Genomic DNA, 23,095 nt, shown 5'->3' with positions numbered 1-23,095 from the left:
ACCACCTCAAAAATAGTGTTCTCTTAGGTGAATTATTTTATGAAGTTCCATGAGGCTAAACAAAGTATAGTAAGCTCCAAAAATTTTATTAAATATTAACAATAAAGTTCAACAGAGCCATTTTATAAAAAAGGAGAGAGGTAACATGTTTAAAAAACCAGAAGAGCAGCTTCTCATCATCATGAAGGGAGTCCACACCGCAGTCGATGAAGAGGAGCTGCTTGCCAAGCTCAAGCGTTCCCATGAAGAGAAGAAGCCGCTCACCATCAAGCTCGGACTTGATCCATCGGCACCTGATATCCATCTTGGTCATGCCGTCGTCCTTCGCAAAATGAAACAAATGCAGGACCTCGGCCACAATGTCATCATTATCATTGGCGATTTTACCGGTCGTATCGGCGATCCAACCGGCAAAAAGAAAAGCCGAGCCGCCTTATCCGATGAGCAGGTCAAAGCGAACGCGCAAACCTACTGCGATCAGATTTTTAAAGTGCTAAACCCAGAAAAAACCACTGTCCGCTTTAACAGCGAGTGGTTATCGAAGCTGAATTTTGAGGATGTGATGAAGCTTGCTGCCACCACCTCTGTTGCGAGAATGCTTGAGCGTGATGACTTTCAAAAACGCTACCAGAATCAGGTGCCGATCGGCATTCATGAGTTTTTCTACCCACTCATGCAGGGGTACGATTCTGTGGAGCTAAAAGCAGATATCGAACTTGGAGGAACGGACCAAACGTTCAACGTACTCATGGGGCGGACATTGCAAAAGCATTGGGGACTGGAAAAGCAGGTGGCACTGTTCATGCCGCTACTCGAAGGGCTTGATGGCGTGGAAAAAATGAGCAAGAGTCTCGGAAACTACATTGGCGTCAATGAAGCACCAGAAGTGATGTTCAAAAAAGTGATGGAGGTACCAGATGAGCTCATCATCAAGTACTTTGAACTGGCAACCGACGAGCACCCAAGTGTGGTAGAGGAGGTAAGGGCCCAGCTCGCAAGCGGCACTAACCCGCGCGACATTAAGCTCAAACTCGCACATATCATCACCGGTTTGTACCACGGGGAAAAGGCAGCAGAAAAAGCACATCAGTTTTTCCAAACCGCCTTTCAAAAAAGACAGATACCATCTGATATCCCGAGTATCACCATTGAAGCTGGAGCAACTATCCTTGAGGAAATCATCCCGGACTTAGTCAAAATGAAACACATCAAAAGTAAAAGTGAATTTTTGCGACTTATCGACCAAAATGGCGTATCACTCAACCAAGAAAAACTAAAATCAGAACAGCTCAAACAAATATTAAGATCAGGGGACACTCTTCAAATCGGTAAAAAACGGTTTGTGAGGTTTGACTGAGACTAGAGGACGGTTCTGCTGGTTCGTGAACCGTCCCGATGTCTATTAAATAGTTTTTTTCAAGTACTCTGCCGGAAGACCATCAAGGGATGTTACCTTTTCTGTATGAAATCCTTGTTTTGTTAGAATTTTTTTTGATGCGATATTGTCCGGGTCGATAATCGCTGTTAAGGTTTTGATATCTAGATTGCTAGCCTTTGCTACTAAAAGGTGTGCAATAGTACTACCATACCCTTTTCCCCAGAACTCAGGTAAAAGCATATAGCCAATTTCCGCTTCCGTTGGTTGATTCGCGTTCAGTGTTAAGTGCGCCAGTCCAATATAGGAGTTGGAATCAAAAACTTTATAAGAACCAAAAACATCAGAGCGAGCGTTTTTCTCCAGAATGTTGGTGTAATTGTTTTTTGCTTCATCTAAAGGAATCGCTCGTTCAGTAATCTGCTTCATCACCATTTCATTGGATACAAGTGCGTAATAAAAAGGAAAATCATTTTCATCATATTTTACTAGGGATAGATTGTTCATACTTTCCTCCACGATATATTGATATAGTTACCATATCAGATTTTTCATAAATTAAGGAGGGTAAAACGCAAATGAATTTCATGAAATTAATGAAAAATGGTAACACCAAACAGCAACGGGCATACGAGGCCATCATCAAACTTAATGTCATGCACGATCTCGGTGCATACCACCCAACGCTTTGCGGCACCATTCCAATCAACATCGACCTATCAGATTCCGACTTGGACATTATCATGGAAACGTACAATCTTGATTTATTCGAGGAAAAGCTCATCAGCCTCTATGAATCTATGGAGGATTTCCGGATGAAAAGAAGCAATATCAGAGGAAGGGAGGTTGTAAAATGCAATTTTTACTACGAGGGGTTTGAGTTTGAGCTTTTCGGGCAAGGGCAGCCGGTTAACGAGCAGTATGCTTATCTGCATATGGTGATTGAGCATGCTCTTTTGGAAAAAACACCAAGCCTGCGCGCACAAGTCATAGATTTGAAGAAACAAGGCTACAAAACGGAGCCAGCTTTTTGTGAAATACTAGGGATTTCTGGGGATCCTTATGAGGGTCTATTAAAATATGGGGTGGAGAAGGGGCTGCTGGATGAATAATAGGGGAGCGGAGGAGTGGTGATTATTACGGAATTCGAAATGTCACAATAACCTTTCGAAATGTCACAATAACTCTAAAAAAAGTCACAATAACCTCTCGAAATATCACAATAACCCCAAAAAGTGTCACAATCACTACCTCCCATAACCCGAAACAGCATCAGAATAGTAAAATTCCTCCCCAAAACTACCCAAAAAACCTTCACACTAAGTGCGAAGGCCTAAGTTTTCCGTAATAACTTCAATTTCTCAAGCAAAATGAACCGGTTCGTGGCCCAATTCTACATCTTTCTCTCAAAAAGTTCGGGAGCCTATGGTATCCCACTCAAATCAAACCGTCAATTCCTTCTTCCGCATTACCCGCATGTTCACCGCAACCGACACAAGAGTCACCACTACCATTATCGCAACCCCGACAAATGGGAAGAGGACGGGCACACCAAACAAATTCACCGCTTTAAAGAAGTCGAATAGTCGCTCCACATTCATCGTGAAGATGTGGCTGAAAATGAAGGTGTTTTCTATCCATTGTGGCAAATTCATCATTTCTACCACCAAGAACGGAGCTCCAAACAACGCGCCACAGACAAAAAACGAAATCAACGAATGCTTGCTCACGCTTGAAACGAGCACAATCAACACCGCAAAGCTTACTGCTCCCAGCAAGTGAAACGCCATTTGCACGAGATGAAACTCGAACATCGTAAAATCATACGGCGAAAAATAGTACTTGAAATAATGCTGTAACGACGTGCCCCAGCCTTCACTTCCATACTGAATCGTGTTCCACGCAAGGTTGAATAGTTCCCAGGCGAACACTACCACCACCGTGTAGACAGACGCTGCCCCAAGCTTTGCCCACAACAGCTGCTTACGGCCTTTTTTCGCACTCAACATATAATTTTCTACACCAGAGCTGTACTCTTGTGTGTAGATAGAAGATAATCCGATCAAAAGCATCGCGCCAGTAATTACAATTGAAAACACACTCGCGAAATCGATCACTTTTCCAGGACCTTCATTTAAGGCAAAGTAAGATGTGTCTAACTGCTCAAGCATTTCCTTTTCCAACGCAGCTTCAGAGGTGTTTATGCCATCTAGTTCCTCTATTTTTGCCGCTGTTTTCTTCTCTATCCCACCAACAAAAGCGACCGTTTCGTACAAACCCATCTCAAAACTCTCTTTTTCTGAGAATTGGACGGGTGCATCGTCAGGCGTAGACTCAATTTTCTCCATCAAAGACGCATATTTATCTTGCGCCAGCTGCAACTTTTCCTCCGTAATCGGACCTTCCCATTCCTTATACAAATCCTTCTCCCACTGCTCAGTCATATGAAAGGTAAAACCGGTGGAAAAGAGGATTACAAGAATAAAGGTGATCCAAACCGTCCGTTGCTTAAAAATCTTATACAGCTCAAACTTAAACAGCTCCATCATGAGGCCACCTCTTCATCGAAATAATAAAGATACAAATCTTCTAAATTTGGAATCTCGATTTGTGCATCTGGATGTGGCTTGCTCTCACTCAAGATGCGCAGCTGAAAGCTCCCATCGCCAGCTCGTCCGATATTTCCAACCTTAAACCTCGCTTGAAAAGCAGGAATTTCCGACTCCCCGACAACCACACTCCACACCTTATCGGCAATACCGTCCAATAGCATCTGGGGCGATTCTTTTCGCAGTAGCTTTCCTTCTTTTAAAATAACGACCTCACGCGCAATGAACTCAATATCAGACACAATATGCGTCGACAACAGCACAATTCGGTTAATCGCAATTTTTGCTAGCAGATTACGAAAGCGGATGCGTTCTTTCGGATCAAGTCCCGCTGTCGGCTCGTCCACAATTAGGATTTTCGGGTCATTCAACAGTGCTTGCGCAATCCCAACGCGCTGCTTCATCCCGCCAGAAAACTTGCCGACCTTGTTTTTGCGCTCAGCGGAAAGTCCGACAAGCTCCAGCACCTCCGCAACCTTCGTCTTAGCGGCAGCCTTTGGTAAACCCTTTAACGCTGCGATATATAATAGAAATTTTTCCGCGGTAAAGTTTTTATAAAACCCGACATGCTGCGGCAAATAGCCAATCACATCACGATAGCGGCCATCCATCACGCCAATATCCTCCTGATTAAAATACACCGTGCCAGCGCTCGGCTTCATCACACTAGCCAAAATCCGCATCAACGTCGTTTTCCCGGATCCATTCGCCCCAAGAATGCCATACACCCCAGATGAAAACTCAATGCTCACATCATCCAGCACCTTTTTCTCCCCAAAACTCTTGCTCAAATTTTTAATGGTTAAATTCATACGAAATCCCCCTTTTATAAATGCGCGTCATGTTAAAAATAATGAAGACAGAGGCGACCGCAATCACCGCTACATACACCACCGGCGGAATTTCCACCATCAATTGATGCAGTTCCGTTTCCTGTATCACTGTGCTCAGTCCAATCCAACAAACCAGCGTTGCCGTCACCACATGCAGCTTCCTAAAACGCGAAACAATCACGAGCGAAACAGCCATTAAAACGGTAAACGGCGTTAACCAAAATAGTAGCAGCTTGCCAAGCCAAACTTGTGGCATCATCAGCGAGATTCCAAGCATGAACACCAAGTTGATCCCAACATTGAATCCACCAACTACCAGCATTCGTGCCAGTATCAGCTCTTGCCAGCTATACTTCAAGGACAGCTCGAGCTCCATCATTCCACTACTCTTGCTCTTCATCATCTCTAGCACCCCAACAATTGTCGGAATCGGAGCGAGTAACATTATTGTAAAATACGGATCTAGCCTCTCAGCCATAAAAAAGAAAAGCAAGCTTACAACCATAAATGCACCGTTTGCACCCCAGAACAACGGGCTAATTCGAAAAATCTCCTGCGTGGAATGCTTCACCAAGTTTACAATCGGCTCGAAAAAATGCTTCTTTTTCGGAACATGTGGTCGAATCGCGTCAATGGTCCGCATCATTTCTTCCTCACTCGGAAACTCCACATCGTATTCCTGTAAGCGGAAAAACACCTCTTGCTCCAGCTCAAACAGCTCTTCATCCTGATCTAAATCAATTTGCTTATTTTCTAGCTCGTTTTTTCTCTTCATACGCTTCACCCTCCTTCATTATGGTGGCAAGCTTCGTTAACCCTTGCTTTAGCCTTGATTTCACCGTCGACACATTCGCCTTTGTCATCTCCGAAATTTCCTGTATTTTTAAATGATGAAAGTATTTTAAAATAACAGCTTCTCGCTGAATATCCGGCAACGCTTGCAACGCTCGCTTCACCTGCTCGCGCGTTTCCTTCCGCTCAAATATGTAAGGGACCTCGTTAGTTGCATCACTTTTCAGCATGTCATTCATTTCGACCTGCTTGCTTTCTTTTTGATAGGAGGCACTTTTCCAATAATCGCGACAATGATTGACCGCAATCTGATACAGCCAAGATTTAAAAGCAGCCTTATTCGTCAAACTGCCAACACGCTGCACCATCTTAATAAAAATCTCCTGCGTCAGGTCATACGCCGTCTCCCGGTTTCCAACCTTCCGATACACAAACCCGAAAATCTCTTTATAATAACGCCGAGTCAACACCTCCATTGCGGCCTGACTCCCACGCGCAATCTCCTCAACCAACTCATAATCTTCCGGCATTTTATTCACCTCACCTACTAAGACGACGGAAATTTAAAAAAGATTTAAAAATATTTAGGGGGAACGTTCTTGGGAATACAAAAGGGGGATCTAGCTCGTTAAATTCTTAGAAAAAGTGTGTTTGAGTGTGCAAAATTAGTAGATTAGTGGTTTGAAATGGAATGGAGCTACTAAAAATAAGTCAGGTCACCTAAAAAACCCTCGATTTGAGGGGGAGGAGGAGGCTGTTGAGGTAGGATTGCGACACTTTTTCAAGTTATTGCAACACTTTTCAGGGTTATTGTGACACTTTTCAGGGTTATTGTGACACTTTTCCAGGTTATTGTGACACTTTTCCAGGTTATTGTGACACTTTTTCAAGTTATTGTGACACTTTTTCAAGTTATTGCAACACTTTTCAAGATTATTGCGACACAACAAAAAACACACCACATTTCATCGTCTAACCGAGGTGCGCTTAAAAAAGGGTGTCCACTGTGAAGTGGAATCTGCAGGAAGCGAGCAGCAAACTTTTGGTCTGAGTAACACGAACTTCATATAAGGCTAAGTATCATTGGATGAGTTTGCATAACAAAGGTGATACAGAGTAAATGAAGCAAATAGATGGAAGGGAAGATTGCACTCACCAGCACATTTTGTAACATGTTTAGAAGTAGAAAGTTGAACAGTCAGAAGTCACCAAACTTTATAGTACATACTAATCTAAAAAAGAATGAGTAATAATTAAGGTTTTTTGCTTATTATAAATTTTCTTTAATAAGGTAATAAAGCTTTCTCTTTTCATCAAATTCAGGATTAATCTCCTCGCCATCTTCATTTTTAATAACTTCTCCTTTATCTTTAAAAGTACCAAGATTAACGATAAAATCCTTACCTGATATTGATTGAATTTCTCCTTCTACAGAAAGTGTTTCTAAAGGTTTTGAATTTCTGATTACCAAGCTAATTTTAGAACTTACGGGTTTCCAAATGTAATTACCATTATTTTGAAAAATATTAGCAATTCTTATTGCATCACCCTCGGGATTCGGCACAACATAAATTATAAATTCTTCATTTTTTAATTTAATTTCATCAATAATTTCATCTTCTGTGATTCCTTCTTCGTCTAAACCAAACTCTAAAGCTTGTTCGTATGTTGAAAATGTTTGACTTGCCTGACAACCTATCAACAAAACAAAAACAAAAAATATTAAATATTTCTTTTGCATACGTATCACTCCTTTTTATTACTATTCTAGCAAAAAATTGAACGTGTACATCATTCCGTAGAACTATTTTCCCACAACCCCACAAAAAAGCCCGGCTCTGACAAGCCAAGCAAACTGCTATTCTCACACATTAAGAAGAGTAGGGGGGAGGAACCCCGACCGGTCCCGCTGCTTCCAAGCCGACATACCCATCCCCCTGGTCCACCCATCAAGGAAGATAATTCCGATAAACAAACTGTTCTTCCATATAAAGATTCATCACTCTATCGTTTGCGAAATGTTTTGCCCAAAGCCCTTCGCCCCGTTTGAAGTAAAAGGTGTCTTTGCCGACCTGGACAGGGTAGAGCCACATTGCTTCGCCGTTGACATTGACAAGTTCCTCTGCGACCGAGGCATCGTAGGCAAAGAACAGCTCATCTTTCTCCACACCTGTTTCCAAAAGCTGAGTGGCAACCTCGTCTACCCAGTTTTCTTTTTCTAACAAGGACATAAATGCCTCTGGTTCAGGACCACTCATGCGAATCAACCGCACCTCATCTTTCGCATCATTCACTTCATACAAACGGAAGACGGTCGCTGCAGCGGCAACCGTTCCCATGCCCACCACATAATTGGTCGACTCCACTGCGAAAAACTCCATATCCTCCTCCCAATTATGAACAGGTCCAATATCAAATGGTGCGAAAACATGGTACGTATTAAGCGGCGCCCCAACATCCTCGCCAGAACTCTCTCCATACAAAAAGCTAACATCCATAGCTTTCTCAACACGCTCAGAGGTTTCAAAACTAATGTCAAAGTAATTTAGTTCTTCCTCCCAAACGCTTGGAATATAGTAATTCTCCTCGTCAGCTGGGATCAGAGAGATGACTCCTCCAGACTTCACATGGTAAACCGAAAGCCCGACACCATCAATTTCTGTCGCAACCACCGGCGTTACCTCGGAATCCATCTGACCAAACGCGATGAACTCTGAATCTGGTGACCACACAGGTCCCATCACAAACGTTAGCGCCCCGATGTTCTCCACACTCGCCGCATCCACCACAACACCACTGCTGACAATGGAGGTTCCACTCCGCACGAGCACCTTGCTGTCATCTGGTGACCAGATAAAAGACGTACCAATATTCTCCGCTAGCCCCGGCACAACCTTTGCACTCTTTTCACCTACATGCCAAATCATTACTGGACCTGAATTCTCTACTTCGTCGACAAAAGCGACACTCTCTTCTCCATGGGCCCACTCAAAACGCGCTACCTCACGCTCCAAGAGCATCGCCTCGATATTTTCCTTTGTCGGATCCTCTAATAAGAAAGCGTCATTCTCCTGAACTTTCTCCTCCTCATGGTCTTCCTCCACAACCACCTTTGGATTTTCCGCCTGTTTGTTAAAATAACCCTGAAACGTCGTAAGCGCGACGATTGCTAAACCAATCATCGCCACCGCACTCAAGGCAAAGGTCAAGAAGGGGGTGGAAGAGCGCTTTTTATCCTCCGCAATTTTTCGCGAAATCTCCTGCCAGGACTCCTGCTGCTCTTGATCACGAAGATGGATGCTATTAAATTTCTGGAGGCTAGTATCAAATTTAGTTAGATTGTTTGAATTTTTCATGTGCCATCTCCTCCTCCGTCATCCGCTTTCGCAGCTCATCCATCGCGCGAAATAGCGTCGTTTTAACCTTGCTTTCCTTCCATCCCAACACAGTGGCTGTTTCCTTTGTCGAAAACTCTTTTATCTTTCGCAAAATAATAACCTCGCGATAATCCTTTTTCATCTCAAACAACGCAGCATACAGCTGAGCCGTCTCCTCACCAAGCATCACTATCTCCTCCGGTGTAGGCTGGCCCGACTTCACCGGCGCCACATGCTCAAGCAAATAGGTGATCGGCCGCTTCTTCCGCTTATAGCTGATCGCCTCATTGCGGGCAATCCGGTACAGCCACGTCTTCGCGGATGCATCCCCACGAAAATCATCAAACGAACGAAACGCCTTCAAAAAAGTCTCTTGCATCAAATCCCTAGCCAACTGCCGATCCCCAACCATCACAAAAAGAAACCCAAACATCTGATCAGCATACTCCTCATACCAAACCCGAACCTGCTCCTCTGCGCGACCACTAGACCCCAAACAAACTCCCCCCTAAAAATCACCTACACTACAGACGCAATAAATTCAAAACGGTTTCAAAATAGACCCGCTGCTTTAAATAAAAGTGAAAAAGTCACAATAACCCCAAAAAAACTCACAATAACCCCTCAAAAACTCACAATAACCTCAAGAAAACTCACAATAACTCCCAGAAAACTCACAATAACCTTCATTCATACCTCAACGCCCCTGTTCAAGCAGCAATCCCATAAAGAAAAACCCTCAAAATTACCCAAAACCCCTTCTAAAAAAACCAAACCCTCATTTTGACGACTGATATTTCACATTTTACCATATTAAGGAACAACAAAATCATCCACAGGCCTTCAAAGCTGGATAGATCCTCTCTACTCAAAAAAATATATCCATCACCCAAAAAACATGCTAAAATGTTCTTTATAAAGAACGCCAAAGCGTCAACCAACATACCCAAAAGGAGCACTCAAATGAAAAAACACCTAAACCTAATTCAAGTCCTGCGCGCTGCTGCCATCCTTTTCGTCCTCATCGGCCATCTCACCGGCTTGTTCTACAAACGGTACGAGGTCAACTTGCTCGGCATGGGGGAGTGGGGGAGAACAGGGGGCGTGGACATGTTCTTTGTTATCAGCGGCTTCATGATTGCCTACCTTTACAAAAATAAGCTCGGCAACCCAAGCCATGCAGCGGGCTTCCTGCAAAAACGCTTCTTGCGCATCTTTCCATATTACTGGCTTGTCACACTCGGCGCCATCACCATGCTATTCCTTTTCCCAGACTTCGGCGACCCGTTCACTCTGACGCACATCACCACATCCATGCTGCTCATCAGCGAAGACCCAATTCTCACCGTCGCCTGGTCGCTCACACATATCGTCTTTTTCTATATCCTGTTCAGTCTGCTCATCGCACGGCCGCTCATCGGCGCAGCCATCGTCGGCACGTATCTCACCAGCATCGTCACCTTTTACTTCATAGATTTCTACCCAACGAACACCCTAGCCGCCACACTACTCAACGTCAGTAACCTGACCATCTGGCTTGGTGCGTTCGTCGCTTTTGCCATTACAAAATACACACCAAAACCCGCCATTGGCGCACTGGCAACAGCTATAGGCATGACCGCATTCCTGTTTCTTTGGATCAACAACACCTACGAACTAGTCGGCATCGAGCGCTGGACCATCCGGCCATTCCTTTACGGGCTAAGCTCCTGTTTCCTCGTCGCAGGCCTTGCAACCATAGACCTAACCCTAAACATAAAAATAACCAAGCCACTGCGCGAACTCGGCAACGCGTCCTTTTCCATCTTTCTGACACACGGACTCTTTCTTATGTACTTCATGCACGTGCTAATCGGAAAATGGACGCTGCAACAAACCCTAGGCTGGCACCTCACCATGCTTCTCACCGCCACCCTAACCCTATTAGCAGGAATAGCATCCTACTACCTAATCGAAAAACCGCTTAACAGCCTACTAAAAAAGAGAAGGGATACCACACGGGATTCTCTTGCAGCATAAGAAACAGGGGGACGGTTCTCCTGGCTCATTTGAAATCCGAATGAACCGCAGGAACCGTCCCCCTGGGGCGTTTTTACACCGATATATTACCAACAAACCGCGGAGCGTAGAAGATGCGCGTTCTTCCACCAACATTAATCAACAAACCACCGCGCGTCACCAAACCTCTAACCTCAAATCTCAAACTCCAACGTCTCCCTAGCCCCAGGCCAAGCGCTATCCGCCAACCACACTTTCACCTTATACTCCCCAGGCTCCAAATCCTTCAACGGAATATCAAAGCTCAACTCCTGGCCAGGACTAACCGCAATTTCCTCATATATCATAATGAACATCTTACCCTCAGAAAACTGCTCCACCTTCACACCATCACGATACAAGATATAATCATATCGCTGGCCACTCCGAAACGTCACCATCTCAGACTTTCCACCAGTATTCTCAACCACAAAATGCAACATCACCGAATCCGGCCCGCTCTCCGAATAACTCAAACTAGCCTCCAACGCCATTTCCACACACTCCCATCCACAATCATCTCTACCTATATCTATTCGACCTCCAACCGCCTATACCTTCAAAAAAAACAAGGGGACGGTTCTCCTGGTTCATTCGACATACGCATGAACCGCCAGAACCGTCCCCCACCAAATCCAAAACTTAGAGCTCCGCCATCATTACATGTTGAAGCATTTTGCTCTTAGAATCTAGCTTTAGAAACACCTTATATTTATCTTCAATGTTGTAATACATAAAGTAGGACCCATCAATATCACTAATACCCTCTGACTCAGGCTCCCCCATGATCGCCTTTACTTCCTCTATAGAAAGCGAATCTACCATCCAAGATTCCAACGCATAAACTGGACCACTCTCTGTTTGATAATCCACTCCATAAAAAATTGGAGAATGATACTTCAAAATTGCGCCGCCAGAGCTTTGCGTCACAGCTGTCTCACCAAGCTCCGCCACAATCGTCTCGTAATCTGTGCCCATCGGATAACTATCCGCACTCAATTTCCCTTCCTTCAAAAGCTCAGGAAAATTGCTATCCATCACCAGCATTCCATCTTTAGAAAACGTCGACTCCAAACTAATACCGGCTCCATGATAATACATGCAACCATTACTTTTCTGCTCCGTACGAATAGTACTTCCTTCTCTATGTAAAACCAACTCACAGCCTTGCTCATCATCCACAAGCGTTGCAGTTTCGCCATCCTTCACCGCATATCCTTTTGGAAACTCTGCAACATGATCCGATAAGATACGAAGGCTAAAGCTAAATCCCTCATCCGTTTCATCAAAAATAACTAATTCTCCAAAAGCATCCGGATACGCCTCATGCATCCAGCGACCTGCCCAATTCTCCGCAGCTTCCACATCAACTGCGTCATCTTCCTCTGAAGCTTCACTCTCCTCAACCTCTTCAGAAGCCTCTTCCTCAGGAGATTCCTCCTCCGCAGCCTCCGCTTCTTCCTCAACAACCTCATTCTCTGCAACCTCAGTCTCCTCAGGCTCCACAGCCACCTTCTCCGTTTTATCCCCACTACATGCTCCAAGCAAAAGCACAAGCCCTAAGAGCAAAACCGACATCCATTTCCTCATTTCATAAACCCCCTAAAAATATTCAACAGAGGAAATTATATCATATAAAAGTGAGGCAGGTGCCTATCCTCATGCCACATTCGCCAGCATGGACGACGGAAAAACTCCAGCCCCACCCAAGAATAGGTTGAGCACCCCCGCTGGACGACGCAAAAACTCCAGCCCCACCCAAAAATAGGTCGAGCACCCCCGCTGGACGACGCAAAAACTCCAGCCCCACCCAAAAATAGGTCGAGCACCCCCGCTGGACGACGCAAAAACACCAGCCCCACCCAAAAATAGGTCGAGCACCCCCCCTGGACGTCGAGCACCCCCCGCAACCCCCAAAATCCCCCCAACAAACCCTCACCCCCCAACAGAAAACCCTTGCTAACCCCTCACATATTTGCCACAATTTAACTAAGACCACAATGTAACCCCCACCATAAAAAGGAGGTACCAAATGAACAAAACACTCATCTGGTCAGGTGTGGCCCTAATCGGTATCCTTGTCTTCACAATAGCCTACATCACCAAACAAACAGACATCTTCCAACAGTCATCACAGACCTCACAACAAACACCCCAAGAAAAACAACAAGAAATCGCCGAACAAACCGCAAACATCGGCGGCATCGCAGATTATGACCTAGAAATTGACGCTACCACCAGTGAAGAAACCATCATTCATACCATGCACCTCATGACCCACCAAAAAGTAAAAGCCAAAGAAAAGTGGGGAGCCATCCCGATGACAGAAGAAACCATCAACCAAGTGTATGAGGTCGTCTCCAACAGCAATTTCCCCAACAAAAAAGAATTGCTAAAAATCGTAGAAAAATGGAAAAACGGAGACTTCTCCCAAATCGACAACGACCACAACTTTTTCTGGAATCTCCAAGACGGCAACATCGGCAAAGCCTACGGAATCCTTTCACCCGAAGAAGAAGCAACCTTCATCAAAAACAACTTTGAATAAGAACCAGAGGGACGGTTCTCCTGCCTCATTCGCCCAATAAAATCGACTACCAGAACCGTCCCGTCACCCCACAATCATCACCAACTCAAGCCCATCTTTACCTTAAATTCACAAAAAGTAATCTGAAATTTACGTTAAATTAATATTCGCTTGCTATCATAAACCTAACTTAAGAAAAGGGAGGAATAGACATGATTTCATACCTTAAAAAAGAATGGCATAAGTTTTGGTACATCAACTACAACCACCTGTTAGCAAGCGAGGAGAACACACATCAACAGAGCCGCTACCTATCCAAGTCTAAATACCACAGCGAAAAACTTATGCAGCTCCTGTAGCTGTATTTTTTTTGTCTTCATTTTCCTTCGTGTACCGAAATACTCTACCAACCCACCAGCACCTCCACGAAAATCCACCCATTCCCCAAAAAAGCACCACCAGAAACGTCCCCCAGCCTCAAACCACCCCTAAAATTTCAAAAAAATCAAATAAAACCCTTGTCCCCATTGACATTGTTAGCATAAAGCGCCAACCAAGCTAATAAACTGTTACAAACCAAACATACAAAGAGAGTGTTTGAGGTGAGGGATCGTAGATTGTCTCGAAGAACTCCAACAGCCATCCTACTTGAATTTCACATACAGCTCTAAACTTTTGCACTTCGTTACATCGGAATAAGCGGGTCTCATTTCACACTTCTCAACATCCAATTTAGGGAGGGCGAGTGGTGTGCACGATTACATCAAAGAGAGAACTATCAAGATTGGAAAGTATATCGTGGAGACAAAGAAAACAGTTCGCGTGATTGCGAAGGAGTTTGGCGTTTCCAAAAGTACTGTCCATAAAGACCTGACAGAAAGACTGCCAGAAATAAACCCAGATCTAGCGAATGAAGTCAAGACCATCCTGGATTACCATAAATCCATCAGGCATCTAAGAGGCGGAGAGGCCACCAAAATGAAATACAAAAAAGAAGAAGAAGCAGTAAAATAAATTCCTGAGCAGAAGAGATCCGAACCGGATTTCCTCTGCTATTTTTATGCTACTAAAAGACCCCGCGACCACCCCAATTTACACAACAAAAACCTTTCGACAAAAACAAATAAAAATTGACATGAAATTAATGTAATTATCCCCTTTATTATGTAAAATGTGATAGAATATACAATTAGGACTATAAATAGTGCTCGCACACAAACGAGCATTCGGATAAAAGGGTCAAGGAGGAAAAAAAGAAGATGTTTGCAAGAGATATTGGAATCGACCTAGGAACGGCGAACGTACTGATTCACGTGAAAGGGAAGGGCATCGTACTAAATGAGCCATCCGTTGTTGCACTAGACACAAACACAGGTAAAGTTTTAGCAGTAGGGGAAGAAGCGCGCAGAATGGTAGGGCGTACACCTGGTAACATCATCGCGATGCGTCCACTAAAAGACGGCGTTATCGCAGACTTCGAAGTAACAGAAGCCATGCTAAAACACTTCATTAAAAAACTAAACGTAAAAGGCTTCCTCTCCAAGCCACGCATCCTCATCTGCTGCCCAACCAACATCACTTCCGTTGAGCAAAAAGCAATCAGAGAAGCGGCCGAAAAGAGCGGCGGCAAAAAAGTATACCTAGAAGAAGAGCCAAAAGTAGCGGCAATTGGCGCTGGCATGGATATCTTCCAACCAAGCGGCAACATGGTAGTTGACATCGGTGGCGGTACCACTGACGTTGCAGTCCTCTCCATGGGTGACATCGTGACAGCTAGCTCCATCAAAATGGCCGGCGACAAGTTCGATGCCGAAATCCTGCAATACATCAAGAAAAAATACAAACTCCTTATCGGCGAAAGAACAGCGGAAAACATCAAAATTGAAATCGCAACTGTCTTCCCTGGATCTCGCAACGAGTCCATTGAAATTCGCGGACGCGACATGGTAAGCGGCCTTCCACAAACCATCAAGGTCACTTCCCAAGAAATCGAAGAAGCATTACGTGAATCGGTACAAGTTATTGTGCAAGCAGCGAAAAGCGTCCTAGAACGCACACCGCCAGAGCTTTCCGCTGACATCATCGACCGCGGAGTTATCCTAACAGGAGGCGGCGCACTCCTTCACGGCATGGACCAACTTCTAGCCGAAGAACTAAAAGTACCAGTCCTTGTAGCTGAACAACCAATGGACTGCGTTGCGATCGGAACAGGCATCATGCTCGACCACATCGACCGCCTGCCACGACAAAGCCTAGCATAAGAAACAGGGGGACGGTTCTCCTGGTTCATTCCTCATTCGAATGAACCGCCAGAACCGTCCCTTTACTGTCTATTAAATGTCTCCGTAATATTGCAAGTGATCCCATATTTCTTCAAGGTAAGAAACGCCAAAAGCAACCTGCCATGCAATAACAGCAAGACTAATGGCGATCACAACAAAACTGCCAACCTTGATATATTCCAGCCATTCCTTCTTCATCCCAATACCCCCATGCTTATACTCTAACAATGACTAATTCATGAACACCAAATAGAATTCCTTCACCCTTCAAAAATTTTACATACTCAAACTGGTTTACACACCACGCAATCTCAGCTATGATAATCCCTGTTGTTACCATCCGTTCGTATGGCCAAAAACCGGCCACTTTCCTATATATAAAAGGAGGGACGCCACTCATGTCTACATCTAATCAACCGAAAATCCCAACAAACAAGCGATTTCGCACCGAAATAGAAGGCCTTCGCGCAGTGGCGGCCCTGCTTGTTGCAATTTATCATATATGGCTTGGAAACGTCTCCGGTGGGGTAGACGTGTTCTTCGTCGTATCTGGATTCCTCATTACCACCTCACTACTCGGCAGAATCCAACGCGAGGGTACGATCGACTTCATCGACTATATACTAGGCCTAACCAAACGACTATTCCCGGCGGCCTTTTTTGTCCTGCTCATCGTCACTATCGCCAGTATGCTATGGCTACCACAAGTACAATGGGCCCAAACCGTCCAGGAAATCATGGCGTCTGCTCTGTACTACCAAAACTGGCAGCTCGCCTTTAATGCCGTCGACTACTTAGCGCAAAATAACGAAGCAAGTCCCGTCCAGCATTTCTGGGCGATGTCGATCCAAGGGCAGTTCTACCTCCTCTGGCCAACGGTCGTCTTTGGACTAGCACTCTTGCTCCACAAAGTCCTAAAATTAACATTTAAAGCAACCTTAATCAGCGTGCTGGTGACCGTTTTCACCACCTCGCTAACCTATTCCATCTACCTAACAGCGACCAACCAAGCCTTTGCCTACTTCCACACCTTCACACGTGTTTGGGAGTTCGCACTTGGCGGAATCGTCGCCATCGTAGGTGCACAAGCTGTTCTAAAAAAATCGATTAGCTTCCTCATCGGCTGGGTCGGCCTCTTTGCCATCATACTTTGTGGAATCCTCCTGCAGGTTTCCACCGTGTTCCCTGGCTACGCAGCACTCTGGCCAACGCTCGCGGCAATTTTCATCATTCTTGCCGGCAACAACGGGGGCTCATTCGGTGTGCACCGTTTTCTCAGCTTAAAGCCACTTGCCAAACTAGGTAACCTGTCTTACGCACTCTACCTATGGCACTGGCCAATCTTAATCTTTTATTTCCATCTGTCAGACAACGAGACCGTCTCCATCACGCATGGACTCTTGATTCTGGCAGCAAGCATCATCCTAGCTTCCATCACCACCAACATCATTGAAAAGCCAATTCGTACCATGAAAAAGACAAGCCCAAAATGGAAGAGAGGCTCTGTGGTTATCGCCTGCATGGTGCCGACCATCATCCTAGCAACCACCTGGTCACACCAAATTGGCCAAGCAAACGCCGAGCTCGCAAGCCTAGTCACGGACTCTGACTACCCTGGTGCGCTAGCAAGCTTTCATATGCAAGAAACAAAAGAAGGCGTGGAGATCCTACCATCCGCCCTGCAAGCAAAAGATGACCTGCCAAAGGTGTACATGGACAAGTGTCACCAAACGCTCGAATCCGCAGAGGTCATCAGCTGTGAGTATGGCGTCACGGACAATCCGGACAAAACCATCGTCATTGTTGGCGGCTCACACTCTGCCCAGTGGCTACCAGCCTTCGAAGAGTTTGCCGAAGAAGAAAACATGAAAATCATCAACTATACAAAAAGCTCGTGTCGCTTTTCTGACGAAGAGGAGGGACCAAGCGCAAGTGCCTCCTGTGTCAAATGGAACGAAGAGCTCATCGACATCCTGCTTAATACAAAACCGGATCTCGTCTTTACCACTGCTGATGTAGGTCGAAAAGCAGAGGTTCCAGAAGGCTTCGTCAACCAATGGCACACCCTAAATAAAGCAGGCATCAAAGTGTTCGCGATTCGCGACAACGCTTGGTTTGAATTCGACGTGCCATCCTGTGTCGAGGAAAAAGGGGCGAACTCTCCTGAATGCGCGCTGCCAAGAGAAGAAGCCCTACCATCAGACGGCCCATTCACCAAGCTCGAAAACGTACCAGACAACGTTCACTATGCCGACTTCACAGACTACCTGTGCGAAGAGGACACCTGCAAACCAGTTAAAGGCAACGTCCTCATCTACCGTGACAAGCACCACATCACCGCCACCTACGTCCGAACCATGGCACCACTACTACGAAAAGAAGTAAAAGAAGTACTAAAATAAAGAAGGGGGCCGTTTCATTCACCACACGAATGAAACGGCCCCTTAATCTGTCTACCCTCAAAAGTTATAAAATCCGCACGAAGGGTATATACATAAGAAACAACCATTGGAGGTGTCTCGCAATGATTCAAAAGCTTATCATGACATGGCACACAATCAGAGCGCGCTACCACGAGGTGCTCATCCAAGACTGTTTAGACGATAATATCAAACAATCCCTAACCAAAAAGCTCGACTACCATAAACAAAAAATCGAACAGCACCAAGAATTAAGCGCCTAACCCCCTAGGCGTTTTTTGTTTGCTTAAAATCCGACAAAATCCCACCTCCTTCCAAAAACATATATCGACAAACCAAAATTTGTACTATAATAGAAGATAGACAAATTCTGCACGAATCTCAGCACAACATTACACGAGGTGAAAAACCAATGTTACGAGGCTTCTACACAGCTACAGCCGGCATGATCTCGCAGCAGCGCCGCATGGAAATGCTCTCCAACAACATGGCAAACGCAAACACGGCTGGCTACAAAGCCGACCAAGGCAGCCTGCGCGCATTTCCCGAAATGCTTCTGCAGCGCATGGAACAGCAAAACCAAACCAACCAATTGCACCCGTTATCACCGCCAAATGACCCAATTCGACTAAGCACAGGCGTGTATCTACAAGAAACACAGCCTAGCCATACACAAGGCGACCTGCGTCCAACAGGAATCGACACAGACCTCGCCATCCTAAATCAAAACATGCCAGAAGGAAGCTCCGTGTACTTCACGGTCGAGCAGCAAGACGGCACACCAAGATACACACGAAACGGGAACTTCACACTCGACCAACAAGGCTACTTGACCACAGGCAATGGCCACTATGTGCTTGATGAGAACAACAACCGAATTCAAATTGCATCACGGTCGTTTGAGGTTCAACCAGACGGCACGATTTTAGAGGGGAACATCACAACTGCCCGTCTCAACATCGCCTTTGCCGAAAACCCGAATGATCTTATCCGTGAGGGCAACGGCTTATACCGACCAGCGGACAATGCGGCAGCTCTAACGCCAGCAGCCGCCAATCCAAACATCAGCTACCGAATTTCTCAAGGTCACATCGAGCGCTCGAACGTGGACACCGCCAAGACGATGAGCGAAATGACCTCGGCATTCCGAGCATTTGAAGCAAACCAGAAAATCATCCAAGCCTATGACACCAGCATGCAAAAAGCCGCCAACGAAATCGGCCGCATTAACTAACGTCGCTAAAGCCTTTTGAAAAATAGATCTAGAAACGCACATAGAAAGGGGGCCAACCACCATGTCCAGAATCATGCTGAACGCAACCAACACGATGAATCAGCTTCAAAAACAGCTCGACATCATCAGTCATAACGTTGCAAATGTGGACACCGTTGGCTATAAACACCGTAACGCAACATTCCAAGAGCTGCTGGCCCAGCAAAGCAACAACCAAGCGCTTGACCAATACGACAATGTTCGGAACACACCGCTTGGCATTCGCCACGGAACAGGCGCAGGTCTCAGTCAAACGCGTCTAAACCTGAACCAAGGTGCCATCCGTAACACCGACAGGATGCTTGATTTCGCACTCACCAAAGAAGATCAGTTATTCATGGTACAAGTGACAGAAAATGGGCAAACTAGTACTCAATTTACGCGAAATGGGGTATTCTACCTGTCGCCAATCAACAACAACGAAGTGATGCTCGTGACAGCAGAAGGTCATCCCGTTCTAAATAGCGCGGAAAACCCAATCATTCTTCCTGATAACGTCCAGGATATCCAAGTGCAACCAGGTGGTGTGATTACAGCTGAGCTCACTAATGGACAAGTCATCGCGAATGAACTTGGACTTGTCCAAATCACTAGACCGCAAATGCTTGAATCACGACCAGGCTCTTTATTCGCACTGCCACCAGCGAATGTCGCAAACCCTGATGACATTCTTACCATCATGGCAGGAGCGGGACGCGATGAAATAGGCATTGCCCAAGGTGCACTTGAGCAGTCCAATGTCGACTTAGCATCTGAGCTCACCGAAATGACGCTCATGCAGCGGTCCTACCAATTTAACGCCCGTACCGTCCAATTTGCCGATCAAATGATGGGACTTGTGAACGGTCTAAAAGCATAATAAACTCACACGGTAAAAAGGAGGTTGCGCAATCATGGAACAAGAAGAACCAAAATCAAGCGTAACACGAGCAGAATTGCGCAAAGCTCAAAAGCAAAAAGAACGAAAAGAAACGAGAGCCTCAGAACAAGAACAAGAAAAAGCGCCGAAAAAACTAAAATGGCGCATAAGACTCATCCCAATCTGGCTACGTCTCGTTATCATCCTTGCGATCATGGCAGTTGCCGTTGTCGCAGGAGCCATGTTTGGCTACGCCATTCTTGGCGGCGGCGAACCAATGGACGTACTGAAGAAAGAAACCTGGCAGCATATTCTCGATTTAGTGAACAAAGACTAAGGAAGCTACTTCCCTCCATAGGGAAAGCTTCCTTTTTTGATGTAAAAAATTTCAAAATTAATATTGTGACTATTTGGAAAATTTTATATAATAGACTAATATTAGTAAAATTCTGATCGAATGGGGTAAAAAGATGAAAAAAGTCATAATCTCATGTTTGTTGGTTGGATTCATTGGTATTGGTTCTTATTTTGTTAACATGGACACTAAAAATGACATTGCAGAAGCACAGCTTAACACAGACTATGTAGTGGACAAGATTGAAAGCTTTGCCCTGAAAGAAGAAGATCAAGTAAAAGTTAGCAGTTTAGAAAAGGAAGTATCGTTTGGGAAGGACAAAAAGATCTTCCTTTTTACACAAGACTCCAATAAACTTGGCTATGCCATCTTTGATGGAAGTAAACTGGTGCTTGTTGCGAGTGGAGATGGCAAACAAGAATATGACCAATACGGTAATTTCTTCATTGTCTATGGAGAAAAGCCAGATATGGATGCTCGTGAATTACATATTCTAATCAATAGAGGCCCTAACCATGAGGACATCACGGAAACATTCGAACTCGACGAAGAAAAGTACTATTTAGTCATCAAGGAGCTTCCGAAAGGTATAAAACAAACAAAGGTGTTTTCGGATAACTACAACTTTAAATAAAAAAATCGAAAGACACAGCTATTGTGTCTTTCTTTACGTTCATTGGTTTTTATGAAGCCTTATTATATAATGAAGGAAATATTTAATTTGAGGAGATACTATCTATGATGCTTAATATTGAACAGATTAAAGAAATTATTCCACATCGTTATCCTTTTTTACTGGTTGATTCAATTGAGGAGTTAGAGCCTGGTAAGCGTGCAGTTGGGAAGAAGAATATCACAGGAAATGAGGAAGTGTTTAATGGGCATTTCCCTAATTATGCGGTATTCCCAGGAGTGTTAACCTTAGAGGCTTGTGCACAAACTGGTGCCGTCGCACTACTGTCCATGCCAGAATATGCAGGAAAAATTGCCTTCTTTGCTGGTGTGGAAAAATGCAGATGGAAACGCCAAGTAAGACCAGGAGATACGCTGATGATGGAAGTGGAGCTGTTATCCATCCGTAGAGGGATCGGAAAAGGAAAAGCGACTGCGAAAGTTGGCGACGAGATCGCAATGGAAGCAGAAATCATGTTTGCGGTCCAAAGCTAATTTTACATAAATAGTAATTAGGACCAAAGAAGTAATTTGAAAAAATTTGCAGAATCCATGCAAACTTTCTCGAAAGATGGGGAATATAAAAAGGGACCACGCAACATAAGCAAAAAAGGGTCTTGAATTCCATTTTGAAAGGAGAAGGTTTACATGAACAACAAATGGTTATTAAAACTATTAGGTACAGCTTTTGCAGCAATGTTAATCACTGGATGTGCAGCTAACAATCAAGACGTTCCTCCTCCAGAAGAAGAACCACCAATGGAAGAGCCAGCTGAAGATCAAGAGCAGCAAGACATGGAAGACATGGAAGAAGATGAAGGACAAATGGAAGAAGATATGGAGCAAGAAGAGGAAGACCAACAGTAGTCCCTCTTTCACTCCGAGGGACAGTTTCTGTGCTGTCCCTGTTTTTATGTAAAAATACATGGAGTACCGCTGGTGATTTCCGCAAATTGGCTCCGTGTCCTGCGGGGCGACCTTGAGCCTCCTCGGCTACGCTTGTGGGGTCTCAAGATTGTCGCTATATTCCCGCGGGAGTCTCCGCCATTTGCTCCAATCACCAGCTAGGTTACTTCTAGAGTAACTATCTACACTTACTTCCGCTACCAATCGCAAGTAACAACCTACTCCTTATAATCCCACAATATCCTCCACTCATCGTTCTCCTGTCCAACATACACATACTGAACAAACAAGAAATGACCGTATTTGCCGTGGTACTCTTGCTCGACCACAAACTGATAAACCGTTCCAAGTGGTTCGCCATCCTTGACCAGCTTCCAGTTTCGCAACTCCTCTGCACCACCAACCACCTCAAACGCGAATGTCTCAGCACCAAAATGCCCATTGAACACATGCGCACGGTCCTGCACATACGATGCTCGATCAAAACGCGCCTGCATTTCACTATGTAATAGCTCCCACGACTGGCCGTAGTTACCGCCCTGCTCATAGGCATAGAATCGCTCGACCACCTGCAAAGCCTTCCGTTCTGCACCACCAAAAAGTGAGAAGAGGAGATAGATAGTTAAAAAGATAAATGTGATGGCAAGCAGAACTAATCCAAGTCTCAAACTCTCAACAGAACGTCGTCTTCCAATTCCTCTCCTTCGAAACATCCTCTTCACCCCCTCATCCTCGTCCCATTTCTTTCTTACAAATATATGCACAGAATCTTCAAACA

Annotated in this window: 28 protein-coding genes; 15 read left to right on the top strand and 13 right to left on the bottom strand. The window is 44.9% G+C overall.

Annotated elements, in window-relative coordinates:
- Positions 1-145 precede the first annotated feature (145 nt).
- Positions 146-1,357 carry a tyrosine--tRNA ligase gene (gene tyrS / locus FIU87_RS19235; protein WP_152446076.1) on the top strand — a complete coding sequence of 404 codons (1,212 nt, stop codon included), beginning with the start codon at positions 146-148 and terminating at the stop codon, positions 1,355-1,357.
- A 45-nt stretch (positions 1,358-1,402) separates the two neighbouring features.
- Here the strand turns inward: tyrS and FIU87_RS19230 are convergent, their stop codons facing one another.
- Complete coding sequence (locus FIU87_RS19230) at positions 1,403-1,882, bottom strand: GNAT family N-acetyltransferase (protein WP_152446075.1); 480 nt, start codon at positions 1,880-1,882, stop codon at positions 1,403-1,405.
- Positions 1,883-1,953: 71 nt separating this feature from the next.
- On the opposite strand from FIU87_RS19230, the gene FIU87_RS19225 reads away from it, so the two are divergent.
- Positions 1,954-2,487 carry a DUF4269 domain-containing protein gene (locus FIU87_RS19225; protein ID WP_253905468.1) on the top strand — a complete coding sequence of 178 codons (534 nt, stop codon included), beginning with the start codon at positions 1,954-1,956 and terminating at the stop codon, positions 2,485-2,487.
- 330 nt (positions 2,488-2,817) lie between these two features.
- On the opposite strand, the gene FIU87_RS19220 is transcribed toward FIU87_RS19225, so the two are convergent.
- The 7 genes from FIU87_RS19220 to FIU87_RS19190 all read right to left on the bottom strand — a co-directional run bounded on the left by FIU87_RS19220 (position 2,818) and on the right by FIU87_RS19190 (position 9,482).
- Complete coding sequence (locus tag FIU87_RS19220; RefSeq protein ID WP_152446074.1) at positions 2,818-3,924, bottom strand: hypothetical protein; 1,107 nt, start codon at positions 3,922-3,924, stop codon at positions 2,818-2,820.
- A complete protein-coding gene (locus FIU87_RS19215) occupies positions 3,921-4,796 on the bottom strand; it encodes an ABC transporter ATP-binding protein (protein ID WP_152446073.1) in 876 nt (291 codons plus the stop codon). The genes FIU87_RS19220 and FIU87_RS19215 overlap by 4 nt, the downstream gene beginning before the upstream one ends.
- A complete protein-coding gene (locus FIU87_RS19210; RefSeq protein WP_152446072.1) occupies positions 4,780-5,592 on the bottom strand; it encodes a hypothetical protein in 813 nt (270 codons plus the stop codon). The genes FIU87_RS19215 and FIU87_RS19210 overlap by 17 nt, the downstream gene beginning before the upstream one ends.
- Entirely contained in the window at positions 5,564-6,139 is a 576-nt protein-coding gene (locus FIU87_RS19205; RefSeq protein ID WP_152446661.1) for an RNA polymerase sigma factor, read from the bottom strand. The genes FIU87_RS19210 and FIU87_RS19205 overlap by 29 nt, the downstream gene beginning before the upstream one ends.
- 740 nt (positions 6,140-6,879) lie before the next feature.
- Positions 6,880-7,350, bottom strand: a complete 471-nt coding sequence (locus FIU87_RS19200) for a hypothetical protein (protein WP_152446071.1) — start codon at positions 7,348-7,350, stop codon at positions 6,880-6,882.
- A 208-nt stretch (positions 7,351-7,558) separates the two neighbouring features.
- Positions 7,559-8,965, bottom strand: coding sequence for a TolB-like translocation protein (locus FIU87_RS19195; protein WP_152446070.1), 1,407 nt, complete (start codon positions 8,963-8,965; stop codon positions 7,559-7,561).
- Positions 8,940-9,482 (bottom strand): RNA polymerase sigma factor, encoded by a 543-nt coding sequence (locus tag FIU87_RS19190; protein ID WP_152446069.1) that lies wholly within the window; start codon positions 9,480-9,482, stop codon positions 8,940-8,942. Before FIU87_RS19190 ends, FIU87_RS19195 begins: the two co-directional genes overlap by 26 nt.
- Before the next feature lie 467 nt (positions 9,483-9,949).
- Between FIU87_RS19190 and FIU87_RS19185 the strand changes: the two genes are divergently transcribed.
- On the top strand, positions 9,950-11,005 hold the full coding sequence (locus FIU87_RS19185) for an acyltransferase family protein (RefSeq protein WP_172971126.1): 1,056 nt from the start codon (positions 9,950-9,952) through the stop codon (positions 11,003-11,005).
- Between the two features lie 173 nt (positions 11,006-11,178).
- On the opposite strand, the gene FIU87_RS19180 is transcribed toward FIU87_RS19185, so the two are convergent.
- On the bottom strand, positions 11,179-11,517 hold the full coding sequence (locus FIU87_RS19180; protein ID WP_152446067.1) for a BsuPI-related putative proteinase inhibitor: 339 nt from the start codon (positions 11,515-11,517) through the stop codon (positions 11,179-11,181).
- A gap of 148 nt (positions 11,518-11,665) precedes the next feature.
- A complete protein-coding gene (locus FIU87_RS19175; protein ID WP_152446066.1) occupies positions 11,666-12,613 on the bottom strand; it encodes a hypothetical protein in 948 nt (315 codons plus the stop codon).
- 442 nt (positions 12,614-13,055) lie between these two features.
- Here FIU87_RS19175 and FIU87_RS19170 point away from each other — a divergent pair, with 442 nt between their 5' ends.
- The 4 genes from FIU87_RS19170 to FIU87_RS19160 all read left to right on the top strand — a co-directional run bounded on the left by FIU87_RS19170 (position 13,056) and on the right by FIU87_RS19160 (position 15,811).
- Positions 13,056-13,571, top strand: coding sequence for a DUF6241 domain-containing protein (locus FIU87_RS19170; RefSeq protein WP_152446065.1), 516 nt, complete (start codon positions 13,056-13,058; stop codon positions 13,569-13,571).
- A 191-nt stretch (positions 13,572-13,762) separates the two neighbouring features.
- Positions 13,763-13,909 carry a hypothetical protein gene (locus FIU87_RS21155; RefSeq protein ID WP_172971125.1) on the top strand — a complete coding sequence of 49 codons (147 nt, stop codon included), beginning with the start codon at positions 13,763-13,765 and terminating at the stop codon, positions 13,907-13,909.
- Between the two features lie 391 nt (positions 13,910-14,300).
- Positions 14,301-14,564, top strand: coding sequence for a sporulation transcriptional regulator SpoIIID (spoIIID, locus tag FIU87_RS19165; protein WP_010200304.1), 264 nt, complete (start codon positions 14,301-14,303; stop codon positions 14,562-14,564).
- A 245-nt stretch (positions 14,565-14,809) separates the two neighbouring features.
- Positions 14,810-15,811: a rod shape-determining protein gene (locus FIU87_RS19160; protein WP_152446064.1), complete on the top strand. Its 1,002-nt coding sequence runs from the start codon at positions 14,810-14,812 to the stop codon at positions 15,809-15,811.
- A gap of 72 nt (positions 15,812-15,883) precedes the next feature.
- Here the strand turns inward: FIU87_RS19160 and FIU87_RS21150 are convergent, their stop codons facing one another.
- Complete coding sequence (locus FIU87_RS21150) at positions 15,884-16,060, bottom strand: hypothetical protein (protein WP_216647512.1); 177 nt, start codon at positions 16,058-16,060, stop codon at positions 15,884-15,886.
- Entirely contained in the window at positions 16,047-16,172 is a 126-nt protein-coding gene (locus FIU87_RS21620; RefSeq protein WP_301538641.1) for a hypothetical protein, read from the bottom strand. The genes FIU87_RS21150 and FIU87_RS21620 overlap by 14 nt, the downstream gene beginning before the upstream one ends.
- A gap of 58 nt (positions 16,173-16,230) precedes the next feature.
- Here FIU87_RS21620 and FIU87_RS19155 point away from each other — a divergent pair, with 58 nt between their 5' ends.
- The 8 genes from FIU87_RS19155 (at position 16,231) to FIU87_RS19125 (ending at position 22,278) form a co-directional block, all read left to right on the top strand.
- Entirely contained in the window at positions 16,231-18,234 is a 2,004-nt protein-coding gene (locus tag FIU87_RS19155) for an acyltransferase family protein (protein ID WP_152446063.1), read from the top strand.
- Between the two features lie 122 nt (positions 18,235-18,356).
- Positions 18,357-18,515, top strand: a complete 159-nt coding sequence (locus FIU87_RS21145) for a hypothetical protein (protein WP_172971123.1) — start codon at positions 18,357-18,359, stop codon at positions 18,513-18,515.
- A gap of 149 nt (positions 18,516-18,664) precedes the next feature.
- Positions 18,665-19,486 (top strand): flagellar hook-basal body protein, encoded by an 822-nt coding sequence (locus FIU87_RS19150; protein ID WP_152446062.1) that lies wholly within the window; start codon positions 18,665-18,667, stop codon positions 19,484-19,486.
- A 61-nt stretch (positions 19,487-19,547) separates the two neighbouring features.
- Positions 19,548-20,384, top strand: a complete 837-nt coding sequence (locus FIU87_RS19145; RefSeq protein ID WP_152446061.1) for a flagellar hook-basal body protein — start codon at positions 19,548-19,550, stop codon at positions 20,382-20,384.
- Between the two features lie 34 nt (positions 20,385-20,418).
- Positions 20,419-20,721 carry a DNA-directed RNA polymerase subunit beta gene (locus FIU87_RS19140; protein WP_152446060.1) on the top strand — a complete coding sequence of 101 codons (303 nt, stop codon included), beginning with the start codon at positions 20,419-20,421 and terminating at the stop codon, positions 20,719-20,721.
- A 133-nt stretch (positions 20,722-20,854) separates the two neighbouring features.
- Complete coding sequence (locus tag FIU87_RS19135; protein ID WP_152446059.1) at positions 20,855-21,373, top strand: hypothetical protein; 519 nt, start codon at positions 20,855-20,857, stop codon at positions 21,371-21,373.
- Positions 21,374-21,477: 104 nt separating this feature from the next.
- Positions 21,478-21,906, top strand: a complete 429-nt coding sequence (fabZ, locus tag FIU87_RS19130; protein ID WP_152446058.1) for a 3-hydroxyacyl-ACP dehydratase FabZ — start codon at positions 21,478-21,480, stop codon at positions 21,904-21,906.
- Between the two features lie 153 nt (positions 21,907-22,059).
- Entirely contained in the window at positions 22,060-22,278 is a 219-nt protein-coding gene (locus FIU87_RS19125) for a hypothetical protein (protein WP_152446057.1), read from the top strand.
- 257 nt (positions 22,279-22,535) lie between these two features.
- On the opposite strand, the gene FIU87_RS19120 is transcribed toward FIU87_RS19125, so the two are convergent.
- Entirely contained in the window at positions 22,536-23,030 is a 495-nt protein-coding gene (locus FIU87_RS19120; RefSeq protein WP_152446056.1) for a hypothetical protein, read from the bottom strand.
- Positions 23,031-23,095 lie beyond the last annotated feature (65 nt).

This window comes from Bacillus sp. THAF10, assembly GCF_009363695.1.
Lineage (GTDB): Bacteria > Bacillota > Bacilli > Bacillales > Bacillaceae_I > Sutcliffiella_A.
The sequence above is the reverse complement of the archived record's forward strand: the minus strand, read 5'-3'. Positions and strand labels throughout refer to the sequence as shown.